This window comes from Faecalibacterium langellae, from assembly GCF_002549775.1.
Classification (GTDB): domain Bacteria; phylum Bacillota; class Clostridia; order Oscillospirales; family Ruminococcaceae; genus Faecalibacterium; species Faecalibacterium langellae.
Genome location: NZ_NMTR01000014.1, coordinates 72,962 through 94,785 on the forward strand (window position 1 = coordinate 72,962; position 21,824 = coordinate 94,785).

At 55.9% G+C, this 21,824-nt stretch carries 15 protein-coding genes; 11 read left to right on the forward strand and 4 right to left on the reverse strand.

Annotated elements, in window-relative coordinates; all coding sequences use genetic code 11:
• Window positions 1–89: 89 nt before the first annotated feature.
• From CGS49_RS05670 to CGS49_RS05685, 4 genes are all read right to left on the reverse strand, one after another.
• Window positions 90–1,211 carry a foldase gene (locus CGS49_RS05670; protein ID WP_097800910.1) on the reverse strand — a complete coding sequence of 374 codons (1,122 nt, stop codon included), beginning with the start codon at window positions 1,209–1,211 and terminating at the stop codon, window positions 90–92.
• Between the two features lie 118 nt (window positions 1,212–1,329).
• On the reverse strand, window positions 1,330–4,827 hold the full coding sequence (mfd, locus tag CGS49_RS05675; RefSeq protein WP_097800911.1) for a transcription-repair coupling factor: 3,498 nt from the start codon (window positions 4,825–4,827) through the stop codon (window positions 1,330–1,332).
• A 268-nt stretch (window positions 4,828–5,095) separates the two neighbouring features.
• Entirely contained in the window at window positions 5,096–5,674 is a 579-nt protein-coding gene (pth, locus tag CGS49_RS05680) for an aminoacyl-tRNA hydrolase (protein ID WP_097800912.1), read from the reverse strand.
• A 167-nt stretch (window positions 5,675–5,841) separates the two neighbouring features.
• On the reverse strand, window positions 5,842–6,600 hold the full coding sequence (locus CGS49_RS05685) for a DapH/DapD/GlmU-related protein (RefSeq protein ID WP_097800913.1): 759 nt from the start codon (window positions 6,598–6,600) through the stop codon (window positions 5,842–5,844).
• Window positions 6,601–7,017: 417 nt separating this feature from the next.
• Here CGS49_RS05685 and ppdK point away from each other — a divergent pair, with 417 nt between their 5' ends.
• The 11 genes from ppdK (at window position 7,018) to CGS49_RS05745 (ending at window position 21,684) form a co-directional block, all read left to right on the forward strand.
• Window positions 7,018–9,684 carry a pyruvate, phosphate dikinase gene (gene ppdK, locus CGS49_RS05695; RefSeq protein WP_097800914.1) on the forward strand — a complete coding sequence of 889 codons (2,667 nt, stop codon included), beginning with the start codon at window positions 7,018–7,020 and terminating at the stop codon, window positions 9,682–9,684.
• Between the two features lie 240 nt (window positions 9,685–9,924).
• On the forward strand, window positions 9,925–11,823 hold the full coding sequence (locus tag CGS49_RS05700; RefSeq protein WP_097800915.1) for a BglG family transcription antiterminator: 1,899 nt from the start codon (window positions 9,925–9,927) through the stop codon (window positions 11,821–11,823).
• Complete coding sequence (locus CGS49_RS05705; protein ID WP_097800916.1) at window positions 11,816–12,133, forward strand: PTS sugar transporter subunit IIA; 318 nt, start codon at window positions 11,816–11,818, stop codon at window positions 12,131–12,133. Before CGS49_RS05700 ends, CGS49_RS05705 begins: the two co-directional genes overlap by 8 nt.
• A gap of 29 nt (window positions 12,134–12,162) precedes the next feature.
• A complete protein-coding gene (locus tag CGS49_RS05710) occupies window positions 12,163–12,468 on the forward strand; it encodes a PTS sugar transporter subunit IIB (RefSeq protein ID WP_097777204.1) in 306 nt (101 codons plus the stop codon).
• Between the two features lie 35 nt (window positions 12,469–12,503).
• Window positions 12,504–13,796, forward strand: coding sequence for a PTS sugar transporter subunit IIC (locus CGS49_RS05715; RefSeq protein WP_097800917.1), 1,293 nt, complete (start codon window positions 12,504–12,506; stop codon window positions 13,794–13,796).
• A gap of 16 nt (window positions 13,797–13,812) precedes the next feature.
• A complete protein-coding gene (locus tag CGS49_RS05720; protein WP_097800918.1) occupies window positions 13,813–15,240 on the forward strand; it encodes a glycoside hydrolase family 1 protein in 1,428 nt (475 codons plus the stop codon).
• A 112-nt stretch (window positions 15,241–15,352) separates the two neighbouring features.
• The gene (locus CGS49_RS05725) at window positions 15,353–16,276 is read left to right on the forward strand and encodes an AEC family transporter (protein WP_097800919.1); all 924 of its coding nucleotides are present in this window, start codon (window positions 15,353–15,355) and stop codon (window positions 16,274–16,276) included.
• A gap of 453 nt (window positions 16,277–16,729) precedes the next feature.
• Window positions 16,730–17,557, forward strand: coding sequence for a PRD domain-containing protein (locus CGS49_RS05730; RefSeq protein ID WP_005920859.1), 828 nt, complete (start codon window positions 16,730–16,732; stop codon window positions 17,555–17,557).
• A gap of 308 nt (window positions 17,558–17,865) precedes the next feature.
• Window positions 17,866–19,350 (forward strand): PTS transporter subunit EIIC, encoded by a 1,485-nt coding sequence (locus CGS49_RS05735; protein ID WP_242975389.1) that lies wholly within the window; start codon window positions 17,866–17,868, stop codon window positions 19,348–19,350.
• A 56-nt stretch (window positions 19,351–19,406) separates the two neighbouring features.
• Window positions 19,407–20,834: a glycoside hydrolase family 1 protein gene (locus CGS49_RS05740; RefSeq protein WP_097800921.1), complete on the forward strand. Its 1,428-nt coding sequence runs from the start codon at window positions 19,407–19,409 to the stop codon at window positions 20,832–20,834.
• Window positions 20,827–21,684: a YitT family protein gene (locus CGS49_RS05745; protein WP_097800922.1), complete on the forward strand. Its 858-nt coding sequence runs from the start codon at window positions 20,827–20,829 to the stop codon at window positions 21,682–21,684. Before CGS49_RS05740 ends, CGS49_RS05745 begins: the two co-directional genes overlap by 8 nt.
• The last annotated feature ends 140 nt before the right edge of the window (window positions 21,685–21,824 follow it).

Consider the following 21,824-nt stretch of genomic DNA (forward strand, 5'->3'; position numbering starts at 1 on the left):
AGAAACACCGACCGGTGTTTCTGGCTTTCAGTTTTAAGAGATAAATTCAACTGTAAATGGCAAAGCGCACGCGGAGCCATTTTTGATGATCAGCTGTTGGAGCTGCTGCTGTTGTCGATCTTGGAAGCGGGCAGCTTGTTCATGGCAGAGCTGTCCAGACTGTGGGTCAGCTCGGCACCGTAGGCGGCGAGGGCATCTTCCAGCTCGTCGCCCTTCATGTCGCTCAGGATGGTATCCCGCAGGCTGTCCAGCGAAGCGACATTCAGCGGGTCCAGACGCACCATCAGGATCAGGCTGGAACCGTTCAGCTGCACGGCGGCGGCTTCGCCGTAGGCAAGGCCGCGCAGGGCATCGGCGGCACCGTCCTGGGTGAAGGCAGTGTCCACGTCGCTCTCGGTCAGCAGTTCGGTCTGGACATTGACCGAATCCGCCGAGAACTCGCCATCCAGCACGGCGTAGATGTCCGGCAGGGCGGCCTTGGCGGCTGCGGTCAGGCTGCTGACCTGCTCGCTGGTGGTCTCAGGCTCGGCCAGGTTCACACTGTCAGCAGCGGTCTGGGCCAGGCTGAGCATCTCGGCCTTCTGGTCGTCGTCGGCAAAGACATAGGTGCTGGTGTTGTACAGCGGGATGGTCACATAGCCGATCTCATACATGCTGTCGTCCAGATGGCTGGTCAGCTCGTCGTCGGCCACCGGGGTCTCGCCGTCCGGGCCGTAGATGAGGCCCAGCAGAGCGGTGTGCTCCAGCTGCAGGCGTTCGAAGGCCTTGAGGGTCTCCAGGCCAATGCCGTTGGCGGTGTAGGTGTCGCCGTAGTTGTCCATCATCTGCTGAGCGTAGCTGTCGGCGGTGGTGATCTGTGCGTCGGTCAGCTCCCCGCCCAGCTCTTTGAAGCGGGCGTCCACAGCGGCCAGCGTTTCCAGCGTTTTCTGCGTTTTCTGGGCCACGTAGTCGCTGACCACAGCGGTCTCGCCGGTGTCGGAATCGGTGGTGATGGTCTCTTTCAGAAAGGCTTTCACGTTCGTGGCGTCCTGATCAGTGCCGGCCAGCTGGGCGGCCTGCTGATAGGCACCGTATTGCGCCAGCAGGTACATGCCGGAGGTGACCTCAAAGTCGCCGATCTTGCCCACTGTATCCGGGGTGGAAATGACGCAGCCTGCAAGGCTGAAGGTAAGTGCCAGTGCGCACACCAGTGCGAGAAGTTTCTTTTTCATACAAATGCTCCTTTTGAAATAGGCTTCCCCCTCGGGGGAAGCTGTCGCCGTAGGCGACTGATGAGGGGAAGTTATCTTTTAATGCCGGTGGGAAACGGCATCGGACCGCTGCTGCCCCTCATCCGTCCGCTTCGCGGCCACCTTCCCCCGAGGGGGAAGGCTTTAGAATTTCATCCATCGCCTTCAGGATGCTCTGCAGCAGCTCCAGCGGCTTTTCATCCGGCTGCAGGTTCACCGAGAGGTAGGGCCGGTTGCCCGCGCCTGCGGTGACGCGGCCGTTGAAGGCGATGAGCAGGCCGCGGATCATGGGCACGTCCAGGCTTTCCAGCTGCAGCACGAGGGTGTCTTTCTTCTGGGTCACTTCGGTGACGCCTACAGCGCTTGCCTGCACCCGCACCAGCGACACGTTCACAAGATCGCTCACCGAGGGCGGCGGGTCGCCGTAGCGGTCGATCAGCTCGTCCAGCACGTCGGCGGCGTCCTCGGGGGTCTGGATGGCCGCGATGCGCTTGTAGGCTTCGATGCGGCCCGGCCCGTCCGCGATATATTTTTCCGGGATATAGGCGTCCACCCGCAGGTCCACAAGGCATTCGCTCTTGTCGCGCTGCACCGGTTCGCCCTTGGCCCGGGCAATGGCCTGCCCCAGCATCTTCACATAGAGATCGTAGCCCACGGCTTCCATGTGGCCGTGCTGACTGTGGCCCAGCAGGCTGCCCGCGCCGCGAATTTGTAAGTCGCGCATGGCGATGCGGAAGCCGGAACCAAAGGCCGTGAACTCCCGGATGGCAGAAAGGCGCTTCTGGGCGATGTCGGTGAGGGTCTTATCGCGCCGGAAGGTGAAGTAGGCGTAAGCCTTGCGGCCGCTGCGGCCCACGCGGCCCCTTATCTGGTACAGCTGGGCAAGGCCCATGCGGTCGGCGTCCTCAATGATGAGGGTGTTGCAGTTGCGCACGTCGATGCCGGTCTCGATGAGGGTGGTGCACACCAGAATATCAATCTCGCCGTTCAGCAGATGCTGCCACACGGGGTTCAGATCTTCCTCGGTCATCTTGCCGTGGGCAATGCCGATGCGTGCGCCGGGCACCAGCTTGCTCACATGGGCGGCGCAGGCTTCGATGTTGTCCACCCGGTTGTGCAGGTAGTACACCTGCCCGCCCCGGGCAAGCTCCTTCTTCATGGCTTCGGCAAGGATCACGTCGTTGTATTCCAGCACAAAGGTCTCCACGGGCTGCCGCTCGATGGGCGGCTGCTCGATGGTGGAAAGGTCGCGGATGCCGCTCATGGCCATGTTCAGCGTGCGCGGGATGGGCGTAGCGGACAGGGTGAGCATGTCCACCCCGATGAAGTTCTCTTTGAGCTTTTCCTTGTGCTTCACGCCGAAGCGCTGTTCCTCGTCGATGATGACAAGGCCGAGGTCGTGGAACTTCACGTCCTTGGACAGCAGCCGGTGGGTGCCCACCACGATGTCCACGCTGCCCGCCTGCAGGCCTTTCAGCGTTTCCTTCTGCTGCTTGGCGGTGCGGAAGCGGGACATCATCTCCACCTTCACGGGGAAGGCTTCCATGCGGGAGAGGATGGTGTTGTAGTGCTGCCACGCCAGCAATGTGGTCGGGGCCAGGATGGCGCACTGCTTGCCGCCCATCACGCACTTGAAGGCGGCGCGCAGGGCCACTTCGGTCTTGCCCACGCCCACGTCGCCGCACAGCAGGCGGTCCATGGGGTAACCTTTTTCCATGTCCTGCTTGATCTCGGCGGTGGCGTTGAGCTGGTCGTCGGTCTCGTCGTAGTCAAAGCGGGTCTCAAAGTCCCGCTGCCAGTCGCCGTCGGGCGGGAAGGCGTAGCCCGTGGCCTGCCGGCGGCGGGCATACAGCTCGATCAGCTCCTGCGCCATCTCCTCGGTGGCTTTTTTCACCTTGGCGCGGGTGCGCTGCCACTCGGCACCGCCCAGCTTGGCCAGCTTCACCTTTTCCTCGTCGCCGGGGGCGGTGTAGCGGCTCAGCAGGTCCAGCTGGGTGACCGGCACATACAGCACGTCCGAGCCGGAATACTGCACCTTGAGGTAATCTTTGGTGGCACCCTGTACTTCCAGCCGCTGGATGCCCGCATACATGCCGATGCCGTGGCTCTGGTGCACCACATAGTCGCCGGGCTTGATGTCCGAGAGGCTGGACAGGGCGTTTTTGTTCTTTTTGCGCTTTTTGGTCTCGGCAGCGGTGTCTTCGTCCAGACCGTGCCGGCGGCTGGAAAGCACCGCCGCATGGGCGAACGGGAAGGTGCACCCGGCGGTCAAATGGCCCGGCAGCACCTGCACGATGCCCTTGGCCGGCCGCACATCGCGGCTCATGCTCACGGCATAGCCCTTGTCGGCAAGGTCCCGGGTCAGGGCGGCGGCACCCTTGGGTGTGCCGGAGAACAGAGTGATGGCGTATCCCTGCGCAATCAGCGGGTCAAGGTCCTCCCGCAGGGAAGCGAGGTCGCCGTTCCAGTTGGGGGCGGCAAAGGCCTCGGCGTTGATGAGGTCTTTCAGTTTGAACTCGTTCATGCCGCGCAGAAAGTTCTCGCACAGCAGGGTGCTCTGCTTCTGGGCAGCGGCGGCAAGGTCCTCCATGGTCTGGTACAGCACGTCCAGCCCCGGGCAGAGCACACCTTCTTCCAGCAGGCCGGTCAGCTCCTCGCTGCGGCGGAACTCGGTGGCCTTTTGCGCATCCCGGATGCCGCCCACTTCGTCCAGAACGAACAGCGGCGCATCCAGATGGTCCAGCAGCGTGGCCGGTTCCGGGTAGCGCAGGCCGTAGTATTTGTCCATGGCTTCCGGCATCAGCCCGGCGTCCAGCTGGGCGAGGTCCGCTTCGGTGGCCTTTTCCAGCGCGGTGCGGTGCTTGCCCCGGGCCTTTTTCACGGCGGCGCGCAGAGCTTCGGCGGTTTCCGCCGTGTCGCCGAACAGCACCTCGCGGGCAGGGGAGAGATAAATTTTTTCCAGTGCCGTATCCCGCCGCTGGGTGAGCAGGTCGAAGGACGAGATGGAGTCGATCTCGTCGTCCCAGTACTCCACACGGGCGGGTTGGCGCATGTCCGGCGCGTAGATATCCACGATATCGCCGCGCACGCTGAACTGGCCGGGGCCGTCCACCTGGCTGCGCCGCACATACCCGGCGGCAAACAACCGGGCCACAAGGCCCTCACGGTTGTATACCATGCCGGGCTTGAGGGTGAGGGTGTTCTTCAAGAATTCGTCCCGGGGCACTGTGTACTGCAAAAGGGCCTCGGCGGGCACACAGACGGCGTTCAGCCGCCCGCCTGCCAGCGAACCCAGCACCGACAGGCGGCGGTACTCGTATTCACGGCCTGCGCCCTCCACCGGCCGCAGCATGAAGTCCCGGGGCGGGAATACGGCGGCGGAGAGGCCCAGCGCCTTGAGGTCGTCCGCAAAGTGGGTGGCCTCGGCTTCGCCGGGGGTCACGATGCACAGCACGCGGCCAAGGTCTTTCTGCAGCGCGGCGTACAGCAGCGCGCGGCCCGCGGGCGGCAGGCCGAACAGCGCCGCCGGCCCTGCGGAGCCAAAGCTTGCGGCGACCTTCTGATATTCCGGTGTGGCCTTGAGTAAGGCTTCGTACATGGAAAAACCTCCTTTCCTGCTGGGATGACCATTGAAAATGCGCTCCGCGTTGCTCTGCGCATAATCAGCGGAAAAATTATTTATAATTTCGCGTTTGGAGCGACCGCGTTTGCGGAGCGTAGCGTAGCAATGAAAGCCCCAGTGGGGCTTTTAAGCGGCAGAGCGGTCTGCGTTAGCAGATGGAGGGCTTTGCCCCGACAAGCTCTGCGGAGCGCTCAAAACGCATTTTCACGAGTAGGGCGTGAACGGGAACGGCAGAAGCAACCCTTTACCCGTTATACTTGCTCTGCGCCAGACTTAGCTTGCCATCCATGATGAGCTTCGCGGCGGCTTCCAGGTCGGGGTAACGGTCAGCAAGAGCTTTGGCGTCCTCGGCCGGGAACTTGCCCAGCACCCATGCGGCAAGGTCGTAGTCCGGGTGGGGCTTTGCGCCGATGCCGATGCGGATGCGGGGGAAGTTGTCGCCGCCCAGCCGCGCGATGATGCTCTTTAACCCGTTGTGGCCGCCTGCCGAGCCGGAAGGCCGGATGCGCAGCTTGCCGGGTGCTTGGGTAATGTCGTCACACAGCACGATGACGTGGTCGGCGGGAATTTTGAAAAAGTTCGCGGTGGGCGCAATGGAGTCGCCCGAAAGGTTCATGTAGGTCAGGGGCTTGAGCAGGACCACCTTGTGGCCGTCCACTTCGCCCTGGCCCCACAGGCCTTCGAATTTGGTCTTGCTGACGCTGATGCCCCACTTGCCGGCCAGGTAGTCCAGCGCGGCATAACCGGCGTTGTGGCGGGTGCCGTCGTATTTTGCTTCCGGGTTGCCGAGACCGGCGATCAGCCAGATATCAGTTGCATTCATAGTTATTGTGTTTCCCTTTTCTTTGAAAATAGTCCGATGCAATTGCTAAGTATAACATACGCGCGCGCAAAAAGATATACATTTTAAGCGAAAAAGATGCTCCTGCAAGCAAAAACCGCCGCGCAGGGCGATCCTGTGCAGCGGTGATGAATGCGTTCGGTGGGCAGTTATTTGTTCTGCTCGGCCTCCAGTTTCTGCTTTTTGGCAATGTAGGCTTCCATCTTGGGTTCAGCCCAGCCGTCCAGATTGGTCTGGCGCTCCCGGGCGATGCCCAGCGCCTGCGCGGGCACATCCTTGGTGATGGTGCTGCCGGCGGCAGTATATGCGCCGTCGCCCACCTTCACGGGGGCAACGAGGTTCGTATTGCAGCCGATGAAGCAGTAATCGCCGATGGTGGTGCGGAACTTGTCCTTGCCGTCGTAGTTGCAGGTGACGGTGCCGCAGCCGAAGTTGCAGTACTTGCCCACATCGCTGTCGCCGATGTAGGTCAGGTGGCTCACCGTGTTGCCCCGGGCAAAGTTGGAGTTCTTGGTCTCGACGTAGGCGCCCAGATGCACGCCGTAGTCGGTGACGGTGTTCACCCGCACATGGGTGAAGGGGCCGATGTTGTTGTGGGGGCCCAGGTGGCTGCCGTAGACCTGGCTGGCGTTGACAGTGGTGCCTTCGTCCACGATGCTGTCCTCAATGAGGGTGTTGGGGCCGATGACGCAGCCCGCGCCGATGACCGTCTTGCCGCGCAGGATGGTGCCCGCCAGAATGACGGCACCCGGCGCAATGACCACGTCCGGCGCGATCTGCACCGTGCGGCTGTCGATGATGACGCCGTTTGCAATGTGCTGCAGCAGAATGGCGTCGCGGGCGGCTTCGGCGGCATCCAGCTGCTCACGCGCTGCGTTCAGCGCAGCGGAAGAAACCGTGTTTTCCATGATGTGAGATCTCCCTTCCCGGCACGCACTCCCGGCGGCAGGCGCTTCCCGGAAGACCCGGAAAAATGTTGCCTGCATATCCAAAGATGCATACAACAGGAGTATTGTGCCGACAAAAAGAATGCTTGAAATTTCAGGGATGGAAAGTTGTATCCAACAGGGCGAGAAACCGCGTCAGAAAACGAAAAACCTCTCGAACTTTCTCCCATTTTATATTACCGGAAAACTTAGTAAAATTCAAGGGATTTGCATAAAAAACAGCAAACAAATTCGGGATTTTGCCCGGTGGAAAGAGATGGATTTTCTGGTATAATAGTTAGGCATTCACAAAACAATGTTCATCGACTCAGTAAGACAAGGCAAGCGATGAGACCGTGTGCAGATGTATCACGGTCAAAAATGGGAGGTAAACAACGCATGAGCAAAAAGTATCTGTACTACTTCAGCGAAGGCAATGATGCTTTCGGCGGCGACAAGGTCACCATGAAGAATACTCTGGGCGGCAAGGGCGCCGGTCTGGCAGAGATGACTGCCGCCGGTATGCCGGTTCCCCAGGGCTTTACCATCACCACGGATGCCTGCACCCAGTATTATGCAGACGACCGTCAGATCAACGATGCGATCACCGCTGACATCTTCGAGCACGTCAAGGGCCTGGAGAAGATCACCGGCAAGACCTTCGGCGATAACGAGAACCCCCTGCTGGTCTCCGTCCGTTCCGGCGCACGTCAGTCCATGCCCGGCATGATGGACACCATCCTGAACCTGGGCCTGAACGATCAGGCTGTTGAGGGTCTGGCCAAGAAGACCAACAACCCCCGCTTCGCATACGACTGCTACCGCCGCTTCGTGCAGATGTTTGCAGACGTCGTCATGATGGTCCCCAAGAGCCTGTTCGAGGTCGAGATCGACAAGATGAAGGAAGCCAAGGGCGTCAAGAACGACGTGGACCTGACTGCCGATGACCTGAAGGAACTGGTGGGCATCTTCAAGAAGATCTATGAGGAGAACGAGGGCAAGCCGTTCCCCCAGGATCCCCGTGATCAGCTGATCGAGGCTGTCAAGGCCGTGTTCCGCAGCTGGGATAACCCCCGTGCAAACGTCTACCGCAAGATGAACGAGATCCCCTACGAGTGGGGCACCGCTGTCAACGTGCAGCAGATGGCATTCGGCAACTCCGGCGACCGTTCCGGCACTGGCGTTGCATTCACCCGTGACCCCGCCACCGGCGCAAAGAAGCTGATGGGCGAGTACCTGATCAATGCACAGGGCGAGGACGTCGTCGCAGGCGTGCGCACTCCTTCTCCCATCAGCCACCTGAAGGATCAGATGCCTGAGGTGTACGATCAGTTCGTTGAGATCGCAACCCGTCTGGAGAACTACTTCCGCGATATGCAGGATATGGAGTTCACCATTGAGGACGGCCACCTGTACATGCTGCAGACCCGTAACGGCAAGCGTACCGCTCAGGCTGCTCTGCAGATCGCATGCGACCTGGTGGACGAGGGCATGATCACCGAGCAGGAAGCTGTCCTGCGCGTGGAGCCCAAGCAGCTGGATACCCTGCTGCATCCCCAGTTCGACGCAGCTGCCCTGAAGGCTGCCGAAGTCGTCGGCAAGGGCCTGGCAGCTTCTCCCGGTTCTGCCTGTGGCCAGATCGTCTTTACTGCTGAGGAAGCAGAGGAGAAGGTCAAGTCCGGCGAGATGAAGAAGGTCGTTCTGGTCCGTCTGGAGACCTCTCCCGAGGATATCGTCGGTATGCAGGTGTCTCAGGGCATCCTGACCGTCCGCGGTGGTATGACCAGCCACGCAGCCGTTGTTGCTCGTGGTATGGGCACCTGCTGTGTCTCCGGCTGCGGCAATGATAACGACGTGAAGATCGACGAGGAGGCCAAGACCTTCGAGATCAACGGCCACAAGTTCGTTGAGGGCGACTGGATCTCCATCGACGGTTCTACCGGCAACATCTACGGTGAGCAGGTCGCTACCGTGGCTGCCACCGGCAACAAGAACTTCAACCGCTTCATGGGCTGGGCAGACGCAGCTCGTCAGCTGCTGGTCATGACCAACGCTGATAACCCGCGTGACGCACAGCAGGCAGTGGATCTGGGTGCTGAGGGCATCGGCCTGTGCCGTACCGAACACATGTTCTTCGCTGAGGACCGCATCAAGGCTGTCCGCGAGATGATCTGCGCACGCACCGTTGAGGAGCGTGAGGCTGCTCTGGCCAAGGTCGAGCCGTTCCAGCAGGGTGACTTCGAGGCGATGTACCGCATCATGGGTGAGCGCCCGATGACCATCCGTTACCTGGATCCGCCTCTGCACGAGTTCCTGCCCACCAAGGACGAGGACATCAAGGAGCTGGCTGCCGACATGGGCATGACCTTCGATGACCTGAAGAATGTGGTTGCATCTCTGCACGAGTTCAACCCCATGATGGGTCACCGTGGCTGCCGTCTGGCTGTTACCTACCCCGAGATCGCTGCTATGCAGACCCGCGCTGTGATCAAGGCTGCTCTGAACGTTTCCGCTGAGACCGGCTACATGATCACCCCGCACATCATGATCCCGCTGGTTGGCGAGGTCAAGGAGCTGAAGTTCGTCAAGGACGTTGTCGTCAAGGTCGCTGATGAGCTGATCGCTGCTGCCGGTGTTGACATGAAGTACCAGGTCGGTACCATGATCGAGATCCCGCGTGCCGCTCTGACCGCTGGTGAGATCGCCAAGGAAGCTGAGTTCTTCAGCTTCGGCACCAACGACCTGACCCAGATGACCTTCGGCTTCAGCCGTGATGACGCTGCCAAGTTCCTGGGCGCTTACTACGAGAACAAGATCTACGAGAGCGATCCGTTCCAGCATCTGGATCAGATCGGCGTTGGCAAGCTGGTCAAGATGGCTGCACATGACGGCCGCGAGACCCGTCCCGATCTGGGTCTGGGCATCTGCGGCGAGCACGGCGGCGATCCCACGAGCGTCGAGTTCTGCCACAACGTTGGCCTGGACTACGTCAGCTGCTCTCCCTTCCGCGTGCCTATCGCACGTCTGGCTGCTGCTCAGGCTGCTATCAAGAACCCCCGCAAGTAATTGCGTGAGAGCTTGAGAGAGCACCAATAAAGTATATGAACCGTCCCGGTTTTCGTAACAGGAAGCCGGGGCGGTTTTTGTGTTGACTGGCAGAATATCCAAACGGTAAAATATACATGCAACAATTTCCGGAGTGGATGTGGAAATTCTGGACGTGGAACGAATTGAGCAAAAATGCTATAATTTTAACAGTGATAAGAAAATAAATGTGCTAATCAACAGGCTGGGGGAGGTGAAAAGATGGACGAGCGGATCTGGACGATCGCTGAAATACTGGACAAAAGTGGCCCTATGACGGCGGATGAACTGGCCGCACAGCTGAAACTCAGCGGCAAAACAGTGCGGAGCCTGATTAAGACCTACGCAAAGGAAATGCAGGAAAATGGCTTTTGCATCACAGCCAAACCCGGCAGGGGGTTCGGCATTGAGATCACGGATGCACAGACGTATGTGTCGGGCAGCAAACCACAGCAGGGAGAACGGACCGGCATCCCGCAGGACGCGCAGGAGCGGATACAGCGGCTGAGACAGTATCTGCTGGAAAAGGATGGCTATTCCAAGCTGGATGATCTGAGCGAGCAGTTTTTCGTGTCGCGGCGGTCAATCTCCAACGATCTGCGCGAAGTGGAGCGGCAGCTGGCGGAATACGGGCTGAGCATCCGCCGCAAACCGGGCTACGGCATCTGCGTGGTGGGCCGTGAGACGAACCGTAGGATCTGCATTGCGGCGCAGCGGGACGAGAGCCGCCCGGTCGGGCAGCAGATACAGGAGCTGGTCAGCCGGGTGCTGGAAAAAGAAAAGTTCGCCATGTCCACGATGGCGCTGGATAATCTGGCGGTCCACCTTGAGGTCGCAGTGGAGCGCATCCGCACAGGGCACGCGATAGAAAGCTCGGATGGCATGCAGGCGGACCTTCCGGAGCGGATCCTAGAAGTGGCCAGCCACATCGCCGTGCAGATCGAAAACATGACGGGCGTGGCTTTTCCACTGCCGGAGGTCTACTACATTGCTATGCATCTGAACGGCAAACAGATGTACCGGGCAAACGCAATGACCTCGGATGAAAATTTGGTGATTCCGCAGGAGGTCAACCGCATCGTATCGGATATGATCGAGCATATCTACGAGGCGTTCCGCATCGACTTCCGGGACAATCTAGAATTGCGCATGGGCCTGTGCATGCACATGGTGCCCTTGCTAGCGCGGATCAAGAGTGGGATGCGGATGAAGAACCCGATCCTGCAGGATATCAAGCGGGAGTATCCGCTGGCCTACGAAATGGCCACGCAGGCGTGCAGCGTGCTGCGAAACGTCAGCCCGAACCCCATCAAGGAGGACGAGATCGGTTATATCGCCGTCAGCTTTGCGCTGGCACTGGAACGGCAGAAGGCCAAAGAGTGGGCACCTAAAAACATCCTGATCGTCTGCGCCAGCGGCAAAGGCAGCGCCCAGCTGCTGGCTTACCGCTACCAGCAGAAATTCGGCAAGAATTTGGGCCGGGTACAGACCTGTGACGTGATCGGGCTGCGGAGCGTGAACTTCAGTAAGATCGACTATGTGTTTTCCACGGTGCCTATTCCCATTTATGTCCCGGTGCCCATCCGACAGATCCAGTTCTTCCCCACCGAAAAAGAACTGACCCAGATGAAAAAGCTCTTGATGCAGGGCAAAAAGGGGACTGTGGAAGAATATTTCAGCCCGGAGCTGTTTCTGCCACATCTCAACTGCGAAACACGGGAGCAGGTACTGGAACAGATGTGCCGGTTCGTGTGCGGCAAAAAAAAGCTGCCGGATGATTTTTTACAGCTCGTGAAAAAGCGGGAATCGCTGGCCGCCACTTCGTTTGGTGGGCTGGTGGCAATGCCGCATCCGTGGAAGGCAGTCAGCAAAGATACCTTTGTCTGCCTTGCCATTCTGGACAAGCCCGTGCAGTGGGGCGAAGCAAAGGTACAGGTGGTATTTCTGGTGTCCATCGCGGACGATGCCACTGCTAAACTGCAAAAATTCTATCAGGTTGTTGCGCAGCTTATGGTCGATGAAGCCTGCATCTGCAAATTGATCGCAGAGCGCCGGTTCGAGGTCCTGTTGGGGCTGCTGAGACAAAAAGAACAAGGACTGGAGGAACAAGAAAATGGTTGATGACGAGAAGTACGAAGTTGCATTTGAAATTATCGCCTGCGCTGGTGATGCAAAATCGCTGGCACTGATGGCAATCGAGGAGGCCCGCAACGGCAATTTTGAACAGGCTGAAAAAAATCTGGCCGAAGCAAGAGAGCAGATGGCCAAGGCGCACGATGTACAGAACGATATGCTGCAGAGCGAAGCTCAGGGCAAGAGCGTGGAACTGAACATCGTGCTGATCCACGCAGAGGATCACCTGACCATGGCAATCATGTCCATCGATTTTGCAGAAGAGTTCATCGAGCTCTACAAGCAGAATCATAAATAAACACGGAACACAAGAAAGGAAGGATCGTTATGAAAATCATGTTGGCATGCTGCCTGGGTATGTCCACGAGCGTCGTTGTCCAGAAGATGAAGGACGCCGCAAAGGAGCAGGGCAAGGACTATGAGATCTGGGCTGTGGATCAGAACAAGATCGCGGAGAACGTCGGCAACTTTGATGTGCTGCTGCTGGGTCCGCAGGTGCGCCATCTACAGCGCAAGGTCAAGGCAACTGTGGGCGACAGTGCACCGGTGGCGGTCATTGATGCACTGGCCTATGGCCGCTGCAACGGCGCTGCTATCCTGAAGCAGGCCGAGGATCTTGTAAACAACGGCTGAGCCGTTTGGATAAGCCCTTTTGGAGGAGAAAAAACATGAGTAAATTTAGCGACAAGTTCGTTGATGGCATGAGCCTGGTGGCCGAAAAAGTGGACGAAAACAAGTTCCTTGGTGCAATCAAGGATTCGTTCACCATCTACATGCCGTTCGTTATCGTTGGCTCGTTCATGAACCTGTTCAACACCATCCTGTGCAGCACTACGACTGGCCTTGCCAAGTGGGTCCCCGCACTGGAAGCACTGAAGCCTATCTTTACCGCTGCAAACTTTGCAACGCTGTCTTGCATGACCCTGCCCATCGTGTTCCTGATCGGTCTCAAGCTGGGCAAGAAGAACAATGTGCCGGAGCACATCTCCGCTATTATGGCGCTGGCTTCCTATCTGACCATCTGCCCGCAGATCGTCTCTGTAGTGGTGGACGACAAGACTGGCACCGCCAGTGGCCTGCCCGGTGCAGCATTGGGTTCTCAGGGTCTGTTTGTGGGTATGCTGGTCGCCATTCTGGCAAGCCAGCTGTTCGCCTTCCTGATGACCTTCGATAAGCTCAAGATCAAGATGCCGGCATCTGTTCCCACTGCTATCACTACTTCTTTCAACGCTCTGATCCCCATCGTGCTCACCCTGTTGGGTGTTTCCGTTGGCGGTTACGCATTCCGTCAGATCAGCGGCCAGTACCTGACCGACTGGATCTACACCACCATCCAGCATCCTCTGGAGAACGCATTCCAGAGCCCTGCCGGTCTGTTCATCATCATTCTGGTCTGCCGTGCATTCTGGTTCCTGGGTATCCATGGCGACCTGATCATCAAGCCTGTGCGTGACCCGTTCTTGGCTGCTGCTCTGGCTGCAAACGTTGCCGCTGTTGCTGCTGGTCAGACTCCGTCCTCTCCCATCACCTACGGCTTCTGGGTCGCATTTGTGGTTCTGCCGGTTTCTCTGCCCGTCTGTCTGGCCACCTTCCTGGTGTCTAAGCGTGAAGATTATCGCGCTGTTGCCAAAGTTGCCATTGGCCCCGCACTGTTCGGCATCAGCGAGCCCATGGTCTTTGGTCTGCCTCTGGTTTTGAACACCACCATGCTGATTCCCTCCATCCTCTCTGTTATGCTGTGCTCCGGTACTGCACTGTTTGCAAGCACGATTGGCTTTATGCCCTGCAACACCGTTGACGTTGCCTTTGGTACGCCCGTACTGCTGAGTGCACTGATTGGCCACGGCTGGCAGGGTGTTGTAGTGCAGATTATTGGTCTGGCACTGGCAACTCTGGTGTATATCCCCTTCATGATCATTGCCAATAAGCAGGCAGAAGCAGAGCAGGCCGCTCAGAACTGATAAAAGGAGAACTGCTGTGAAAACCTTTGCAAAAAACTTCTTATGGGGCGGCGCACTGGCGGCAAATCAGTGCGAGGGCGCTTATCTGGAAGATGGAAAGGGCTTAGAGATCTGCGACCTGCTGGAGACCGGCAAAGATCGTTTCATCAAGCTGGACCCGGCGCTGGAACTGCATGAGGGTCACGTCTATCCCTCTCATGAAGCGATCGACTTCTACCATCACTACAAAGAAGACATTGCCATGTTTGGCGAGATGGGCATGAAGTGCCTGCGCACCTCCATTGCATGGAGTCGCATTTTCCCGAACGGCGACGATGCCGAGCCCAACGAGAAGGGTCTGAGCTACTACGAGGATATGTTCCGGGAATTGCACCGCTGGGGCATTGAACCGGTGATCACAATCTCTCACTTTGAGACTCCGCTGGCGCTGGTCAAAAAGTACGGCGGCTGGGACAACCGCAAGCTGGTCGGCTTCTTTGAGCGCTACTGCAAGGTGTTGTTTGAGCGCTACAAGGATCAGGTCAAGTACTGGATGACTTTCAACGAGATCAACAACACCCTCAAGCTGCCTTATCTGGCAGCCGGCATGGTGGTGGCAGATGATGCCAATGCACCGCAACGGCAGTATCAGGCTGCACACAATATGTTTGTGGCCAATGCACTGGCTGTCAAAGCCTGCCATGAGATGATACCGGGTGCAAAGATCGGCTGCATGCTGTCTTTGAGCACAGCATATCCCAACACCTGCCGCCCGGAGGATGTGATGGAAACCTATCAGCTTCGTCAGCGTTCGCTGTTCTTCTCGGATGTGATGCTGCGCGGCCGTTACCCCTCTTACATCGATCGCAAGTGGGAAGAGCTGGGCGTACAGGTGCAGATGGAGCCGGGTGATTTTGAGCTGATTGCACAGAACACCAACGACTATCTGGCTTTCAGTTACTACATGACCTCTACCCACATTGCCGGCATGAAGATCCGCTCCAATACGGGCGGTCACGTAGGTGCGGACAATCCCTATCTGGAAAAATCCAAGTGGGGCTGGCCAATCGACCCGGTGGGTCTGCGATTCGTCTGCAACGAACTGTATGACCGCTACCAGAAGCCCATGTTCATTGCTGAAAACGGCCTTGGTACGGCAGACACCATTGACTCGGATGGCCGCATCCGCGATACTGCCCGCATGGAGTACCTCAAAAAGCACATCGAAGCTTTGCAGCAGGCTGTGGCTGACGGCTGTGATATCTTCGGCTACACTTGGTGGGGGCCCATCGATATCGTGAGTGCCGGCACTGGCGAGATGGAAAAACGGTATGGTTTTATCTATGTGGATAAGGATAATCAGGGCAACGGAACCCTGCAGCGTCGGAAGAAAGATTCCTTCGAGTATTACAAAAAGGTGATCGCCTCCAACGGACAGGATCTGGAACTTCCCGCCGAGGACTAATCAAATAAAAAAGATCGGTGCAGTATTTTTCAAAACAACAAGAAAAATACTGCACTTGATTTTTTGTGTGAGGGTGCAGCACGTACAACAGCTGCCGCAAAGGAATATCGATATGATAAGTTTGATTCTGGCAAAAAAGATCCTTTCTCTGTTTTTGGTCATGGCTCTGGGCATTGTGCTGGTGCGCTGCGGCATCGTCCGCAGTCGGGACAGCAAGGTGCTCTCCATGATCTCATTGTATCTGGTCATGCCATGTGTGATCATCTCGTCGTTTCAGGTGAAGTATCAGTCCGAGATTCTGAACGGTCTGCTGCTGGCACTGGCTACGGCAGTGCTGCTGCATCTGGTGCTGATCGTGGTGGTCGGTTTTCTGGGTAAGGTGCTGAAACTGGATGGTGTAGAGGAAACCTCGCTGATCTATTCCAATGCAGGGAACCTTATTATTCCCATTGTGACGGCCATTCTGGGCAAGGAATGGGTCATTTACACCAGCGCATTTCTTTCGGTGCAGCTTTTTCTGCTGTGGAGCCATGCTAAAATGAAGCTCTGCGGAGAAAAAGGAATCGACCTGAAAAAGATTCTGACCAATATCAACATGATCGCCATTTTTGCTGGGGTGCTGCTGTTCCTGCTGCAGATCCAGTTGCCTGCACCGGTGCAGGATGCGGTGGATTCGATCAGCAGCATGGTTGGTCCAATGGGAATGCTGATACTCGGTATGCTGATCGCAGAAATGGACCTGAAAAAACTGATGAGCTATCACAGACTATGGTGGATCACACTGCTGCGTCTGGTGGGCATCCCGCTGATAGGAATCGTACTGTTGAAATACAGCGGCCTTGCAGCACTAGTGCCGGAGGGCAGAACAATACTGCTGGTTACACTGCTTGCCATCTGCACGCCGTCCGCATCCACACTGACCCAGATGGCGCAGGTGTACGGCAAAGATGCAGACTACGCAAGCGCTATCAATGTGGTAACGACCCTGCTGTGTATCGTCACGATGCCGCTGATGGTGGCACTGTACCAGATGTGAGTACGTGCGGACGCTCTGTAATTTTGCCACCCGCCCAGGCTGCGATTAAGTCTCCCCGGAAATAAAATCTGATAGGACAAAGAAGAAAAAAGCTCTTGGCTTCTGTAATGGAGGCTAAGAGCTTTTTTGCATCTTGTTTTGTAAGCGGAAAGAGGTTCCAATAATAGAAAAGAAAGCGTACATCGGTCGAATAAGGTGGTGGACTTATGAATGGTTTAAAGTTAAAAGAAGAAGTATTTATGCACAAAAAATGACCGATAAAATTGTAAAAAAGGCGAATGGAATCTCTATGAATTTTATGTTAACATCTTATTACAACACGTGATTCCTCGGAAGCGTCAGTTGTACTTGTGAACAAAGGATAGTGCTCGGTAGAGCGTCTATACCTGCAGGTATAATTGTGACTGCAGTCCGAGGTTTTTTCTTTATCCGAAACGGAGAGGGATGGGTGCTATGCGAATTGTTCGGAAAATCAATAACAGTGCCGCTGTTGCTCAGGACTCCCGCGGGAAGGAACTGATCGTGATTGGTAAGGGCATCGGGTTTCCGGCGGTTCCATACGAACTGACGGATATGTCGCGGATAGACCGCACGTTTTACGATATCGACCCGCGTTATTTTGAGATGATCAGTACTCTTCCGCAGGAGATTCTTCTGGCGAGTGCCGACATTACAGAAGATGCGCAGGTCGTACTGAATACGACCCTTAACTCCAACCTGCCGCTGACGCTGGCCGACCACCTGAACTTTGCGGTGGAGCGCTTTCGCAGCGGATTGAACCTGACGATCCCCATTGCCTATGATATCCGTCATCTGTATCCCAATGAGTTTGATCTGGGCGTAAAAGCATTGGATATCCTGAAGGAATACACGGGGGTCTCACTTCCGGATTCCGAAGCGGTCAGCATTGCAATGCATTTGATCAATGCTGAAATCGAAAACAGCGAGATCCATTCCCTCGTAAAGGCGTTGGAGATTCAGGAAGGCGTGGAGTCCATTGTGGAGCGGGAAATGAACCTGAAACTGGATAAGGACAGCTACAGTTACTACCGGTTCACGATGCATATCCGCTATCTCATCCAACGGCTGATGAGCGGTACTCAGAGCGAAACGGGGAGTGGCAGCATGGTAAAGATGCTGGCCAATGATTACCCTAAAACATATATCTGTGCTAAAAAGATTGCGGCTTTCTTGCAAAAGCAGGAGAATTGGTGCTGTAACGATGAGGAACTTCTCTATTTGATGTTACATATCAACCGCGTCTGCCAGAAAAATACATAAACAGCTTCCGTTGCTTGGAGCGGCACTCGCCATTTGCGGGACGTGATCCGGGGACAGAGCGCATCCGACCTGAAAACGCTTGCGTTTTCAGGCAGTTTGAAGGCGCTTTGTGCCCGGATCTTTTATTACATATTGAATGAACAGCGGTGCAGGGCCCGCATCGTTTTTCAGATAAAAAATCAGGAGGATCAGCCATGAAACAGGATGCATTCTTTCAAACTATCATACATCACATCGGTGGTGAAGGCAATGTTGCACGAAAACGTTTTGACGGAGAGCACCTGTATATCACTGTGAAAGACAGCGGTATGGCAGATCTAGAAGAACTGAACCGTTTGGATGGGGTTTCCGGTACGGAACTGAACCGGAACATTCTGTCCGTTACCATCCAGGAAGATTTTTTGGAGGATGTTACAATGGCAAAAGATTTCAAACAGTTGGCGCAGAATATCATGACGTTGGCTGGAGCAAAGGAAAATGTTACTTCCGTATTTCACTGCATGACCCGTCTGCGCATGACGGTCAAGGACGTCAAGAAGGTAGACCAGAAAGCCATCAATGATCTGGATGGTGTGCTGGGCGTCACCTATCAGGGCGGCCAGCTGCAGGTCATCATCGGCAAGGATCTGCTGAAGGTTTATGAAGAAGTGCTGAAGCTGGGCTACAGCGATGGCGGTGCTGTGGACGAAAAACTGGACGGTGACCTGAAAGGCGAAAAGATTTCGGTTGGGCAGGCAGTGATTGGTTACATTTCCGCTGCCGTACAGCCTATGGTTCCGGCACTGATCGGCGGCGGTATGATCAAGGTGTTCCTGCTGCTGATCTCCAAGGTTTATGCTCCCTTTGCGGACAGCTCTACCTATACGCTGCTGAGCATCGTGGGCAATGCGGTGTTTTACTTCATGCCCATTCTGGTCGCTTATGGAGCGGCCAAGAAACTGGGCGCGACCCCCACATATTCCATGGTCGTGGCCGGTGCACTGGTCGCCCCTGAGTGGACGGCTATTGTAAGTGCTGGCGATCCAGTCACCATGTTTGGTATCAATGTTGCCCTGAAAGGATACGGCAGTTCTCTGCTTCCTGCGCTGCTGCTGGCAATCGTTGCGTATTATGTGGAAAAATTCCTGAACAAAGTGATCCCCGGTGTGTTCAAGCCTATCTTTGTCGGTACGTTGACAATGGCCGCCACCTATGCCGTCTCGATCCTTGCACTGGCGCCTCTGGGTCAGCTGGCAGGCACCTATGTCACCGCCGCGATCCTGTGGTTGTATAACATTGCAGGCCCCATCACGGTTGCGCTGTTTACGGCTCTGTTCCCCTACATGGTCATGACCGGTATGCACATGACCTTGGGAGCTCCCATGATCCAGCTGCTGTCGGAAAATGGTTTTGATCCCCTGTTCCGCCCTGGTATGCTGCTGTCCAACATGGCAGAAGGCGGCGCTTCTCTGGGCATCGCCATCAAGGCAAAGGACAAGGAAATCAAATCCGAAGCACTGTCCGTTGCAGTGGGCTGCATCTTTGCTAGTGTGACCGAGCCGGCCATTTACGGTTTTAACCTGCCGCTGAAGAAACCTATGTGGGCTGTTTCCCTTGGCGGCGCCATCGGTGGTGTCGTGGCCGCTCTGCTGGGTGCCCATAACTACGAGTATGGTTCTTCCTCCCTGTTTGCCCTGCCGATCTTTGAGGATACCATCGTGGCTATGGTTATTGCAATCATCGTGACGATCGTAGCATCCTGTGTACTTACGATTCTCTTTGGCTTTGACGAGGAAATCTTGAAGAAACACTGATCTCAAAATTTTGTTCGCCCCGGGGAGCGCATGCGTCCCGGGGCGTTGGAGGTATTATGAAACTTACGTCCGATTTTTTGTGGGGTGGAGCACTTGCTGCTAACCAGTGCGAGGGTGCCTGGCAGGAAGACGGCAGGCTGCCTGCGTCTGCTGACTTCCTGCCGGATGCAGCCCACGGCAGATGGAATGCCATGCTGCATCCGGGAAACATTCTGGAAACGCAGTACGATTATTATCCTAGCCGGGAAGCAATTGATTTTTATCATCGATACAAAGAGGATATCCGCCTTCTTGCAGAAATCGGGATCAAGGCGCTGCGTCTGTCCATTTCATGGACGCGGATCTATCCGACCGGGGAAGAGAACGCCCCGAACGAAGATGGCCTGCGTTTTTACGAGGAGCTGTTTACGGAGTGTCGTAGGTACGGGATAGAGCCGGTGGTCACCCTGTGCCACTTTGATGTGCCGGAAGCCCTGATCCGGAAATACGGTGCCTGGGCAGACCGCAGGCTGATCGCACTGTATGAAAAATACGCTGCCACCGTGTTTGACCGCTACCGGAATCTGGTAAAATACTGGATGACCTTCAATGAGATCAACATGATCACTCACATCCCTTATCTGGGCGGTGGCCTGCTGGTGGACAAGGACGACCCGGAGTTCAACCAGATCGTGTACAATGCCGCGCATAACCAGCTGGTGGCAAGTGCCTGCGCGGTGCGGACCGGTAAAAAAATCAACCCGGATTTCCGAATCGGATGCATGATGGCGGCCGGAAGCTTTTATCCCTATTCCTGCAACCCCAATGATGTGATGGAAGCACGTATCAGTAACAACAAAAATTACATTTTTCCGGATGTCCAATTGAACGGCTGTTACTCCGGATTTGCCCGGAATTACTTTGCAAAATTGGGCATCACGCTGGACGAACAGCCGGGTGATGACGAACTTCTGGCTCAGAACACCTGCGATTTTCTGGGATTCAGTTACTATTCCTCCAGGCTGATCTCCACGGATCCGGAGCATCTGAAAAATGTGGCGGATGGCAACGCCATTACTACCCTGCGCAACCCGTATTTGCAGATCACGAAATGGGGACGTCAGATCGACCCGGTCGGCCTGCGCGTGACCATGAATGATCTGTATGATCGCTATCACAAGCCGCTGTTCATTGTGGAAAATGGTTTGGGCGTGGAGGATACTCTGGAAGTGGACGGTTCCGTCCATGACCCCTACCGGGTGGAGTATCTCGATGCTCATATCACCCAGATGAAAAAAGCAGTTCTGGAGGACGGCATTCCCTGCATGGGATATCTGGTCTGGGGCATCATCGATCTGGTCAGCGCGGGCGGCGGTGAAATGGATAAGCGGTACGGACTGGTCTATGTAAATAAACATAACGACGGCACCGGAGACCTCGCCCGCTACAAAAAAGATTCTTTTGGCTGGTATGCACAGAAGATTCGGGAAGAATGCTATGAATAAAGCATATAAGCAGTATTTTGATCTGATATTTGGCTCCACACTGCTGACTTTGGGTATCTACCTGTTTGTCACCCCCAATGGTATCAACTTTGGCGGTGTGATTGGCCTGGCTCAGATTATAGAGATTTTTCTGCGCAGATTCATTGCGATCCGCAGTGATGCAAACCTTGTTGGTATGATCAATTTCCTCATCAATGTACCGCTGTTCCTGATAGGATACCGGGTCATGAGCCGCAGGTTCTGCATCAAAACCATGCTCTCGGTAGCAGTGCAGACGTTGCTTCTCTCAGTACTTCCGCCGCTCAAAGCACCCCTTGTGGAGGATGTGCTGCTGAACTGTATCTTCGGCGCTATTCTCTGTGGTGTAGGTGTCGGCTATGCGCTGCGGGGCAGTGGGTGCTGCGGCGGCATGGACATTGCATGCATGTGTCTGGTAAAGAAATACCCGGATTTTAAAAGCGGACGGCTTTCCATTTATGTCAATGCGGTTCTCTTTTCGGTCTGCCTATTCCTTTTTGATTTGGAAACTACGATGTACTCCATCATCTTTGTGGCAATCCTGTATACGGTGGCAGATAGGTTTCACGACCAGAACATCAATGTGGCGGCCCTGATATTTACGGATGTTTCCACTGTGCAGACTGAAATCCTGCAGAAGATGGGGCGCGGCGTTACCTTCTGGAACGGATACGGTGCGTACACCAACCACCCTAAGAAGATCCTTTTCTGTGCCGTGAACAAGTATGAAATCGGGGAGCTGCAGGAAATTATTCACGAGCAGGATCCCAATGCCTTCGTCACATTCTTTGTAGGTCCTCTGATCCATGGCGGATTTGAAAAAAGGCTATGAGATTGAGAGTGATCGCATAGAACGAATGAAGCGAGGAACGCTCTGTAATTTTGGCACCCGCTCAGGCTGCTATCAAGACCCCCCGCAAGTAATTGCGTGAGGGCTTGATGCTCGACAAGCACAAATAAAGCAAACAAAGC

Excerpts from the sequence above, each read along its gene's own strand:
- CGS49_RS05670 (WP_097800910.1), bottom strand. The coding sequence starts at position 1,211 with ATGAAAAAGAAACTTCTCGCACTGGTGTGCGCACTGGCACTTACCTTC.
- mfd (WP_097800911.1), bottom strand. The coding sequence starts at position 4,827 with ATGTACGAAGCCTTACTCAAGGCCACACCGGAATATCAGAAGGTCGCC.
- pth (WP_097800912.1), bottom strand. The coding sequence starts at position 5,674 with ATGAATGCAACTGATATCTGGCTGATCGCCGGTCTCGGCAACCCGGAA.
- CGS49_RS05685 (WP_097800913.1), bottom strand. The coding sequence starts at position 6,600 with ATGGAAAACACGGTTTCTTCCGCTGCGCTGAACGCAGCGCGTGAGCAG.
- ppdK (WP_097800914.1), top strand. The coding sequence starts at position 7,018 with ATGAGCAAAAAGTATCTGTACTACTTCAGCGAAGGCAATGATGCTTTC.
- CGS49_RS05700 (WP_097800915.1), top strand. The coding sequence starts at position 9,925 with ATGGACGAGCGGATCTGGACGATCGCTGAAATACTGGACAAAAGTGGC.
- CGS49_RS05705 (WP_097800916.1), top strand. The coding sequence starts at position 11,816 with ATGGTTGATGACGAGAAGTACGAAGTTGCATTTGAAATTATCGCCTGC.
- CGS49_RS05710 (WP_097777204.1), top strand. The coding sequence starts at position 12,163 with ATGAAAATCATGTTGGCATGCTGCCTGGGTATGTCCACGAGCGTCGTT.
- CGS49_RS05715 (WP_097800917.1), top strand. The coding sequence starts at position 12,504 with ATGAGTAAATTTAGCGACAAGTTCGTTGATGGCATGAGCCTGGTGGCC.
- CGS49_RS05725 (WP_097800919.1), top strand. The coding sequence starts at position 15,353 with ATGATAAGTTTGATTCTGGCAAAAAAGATCCTTTCTCTGTTTTTGGTC.
- CGS49_RS05730 (WP_005920859.1), top strand. The coding sequence starts at position 16,730 with ATGCGAATTGTTCGGAAAATCAATAACAGTGCCGCTGTTGCTCAGGAC.
- CGS49_RS05735 (WP_242975389.1), top strand. The coding sequence starts at position 17,866 with ATGGCAGATCTAGAAGAACTGAACCGTTTGGATGGGGTTTCCGGTACG.
- CGS49_RS05740 (WP_097800921.1), top strand. The coding sequence starts at position 19,407 with ATGAAACTTACGTCCGATTTTTTGTGGGGTGGAGCACTTGCTGCTAAC.
- CGS49_RS05745 (WP_097800922.1), top strand. The coding sequence starts at position 20,827 with ATGAATAAAGCATATAAGCAGTATTTTGATCTGATATTTGGCTCCACA.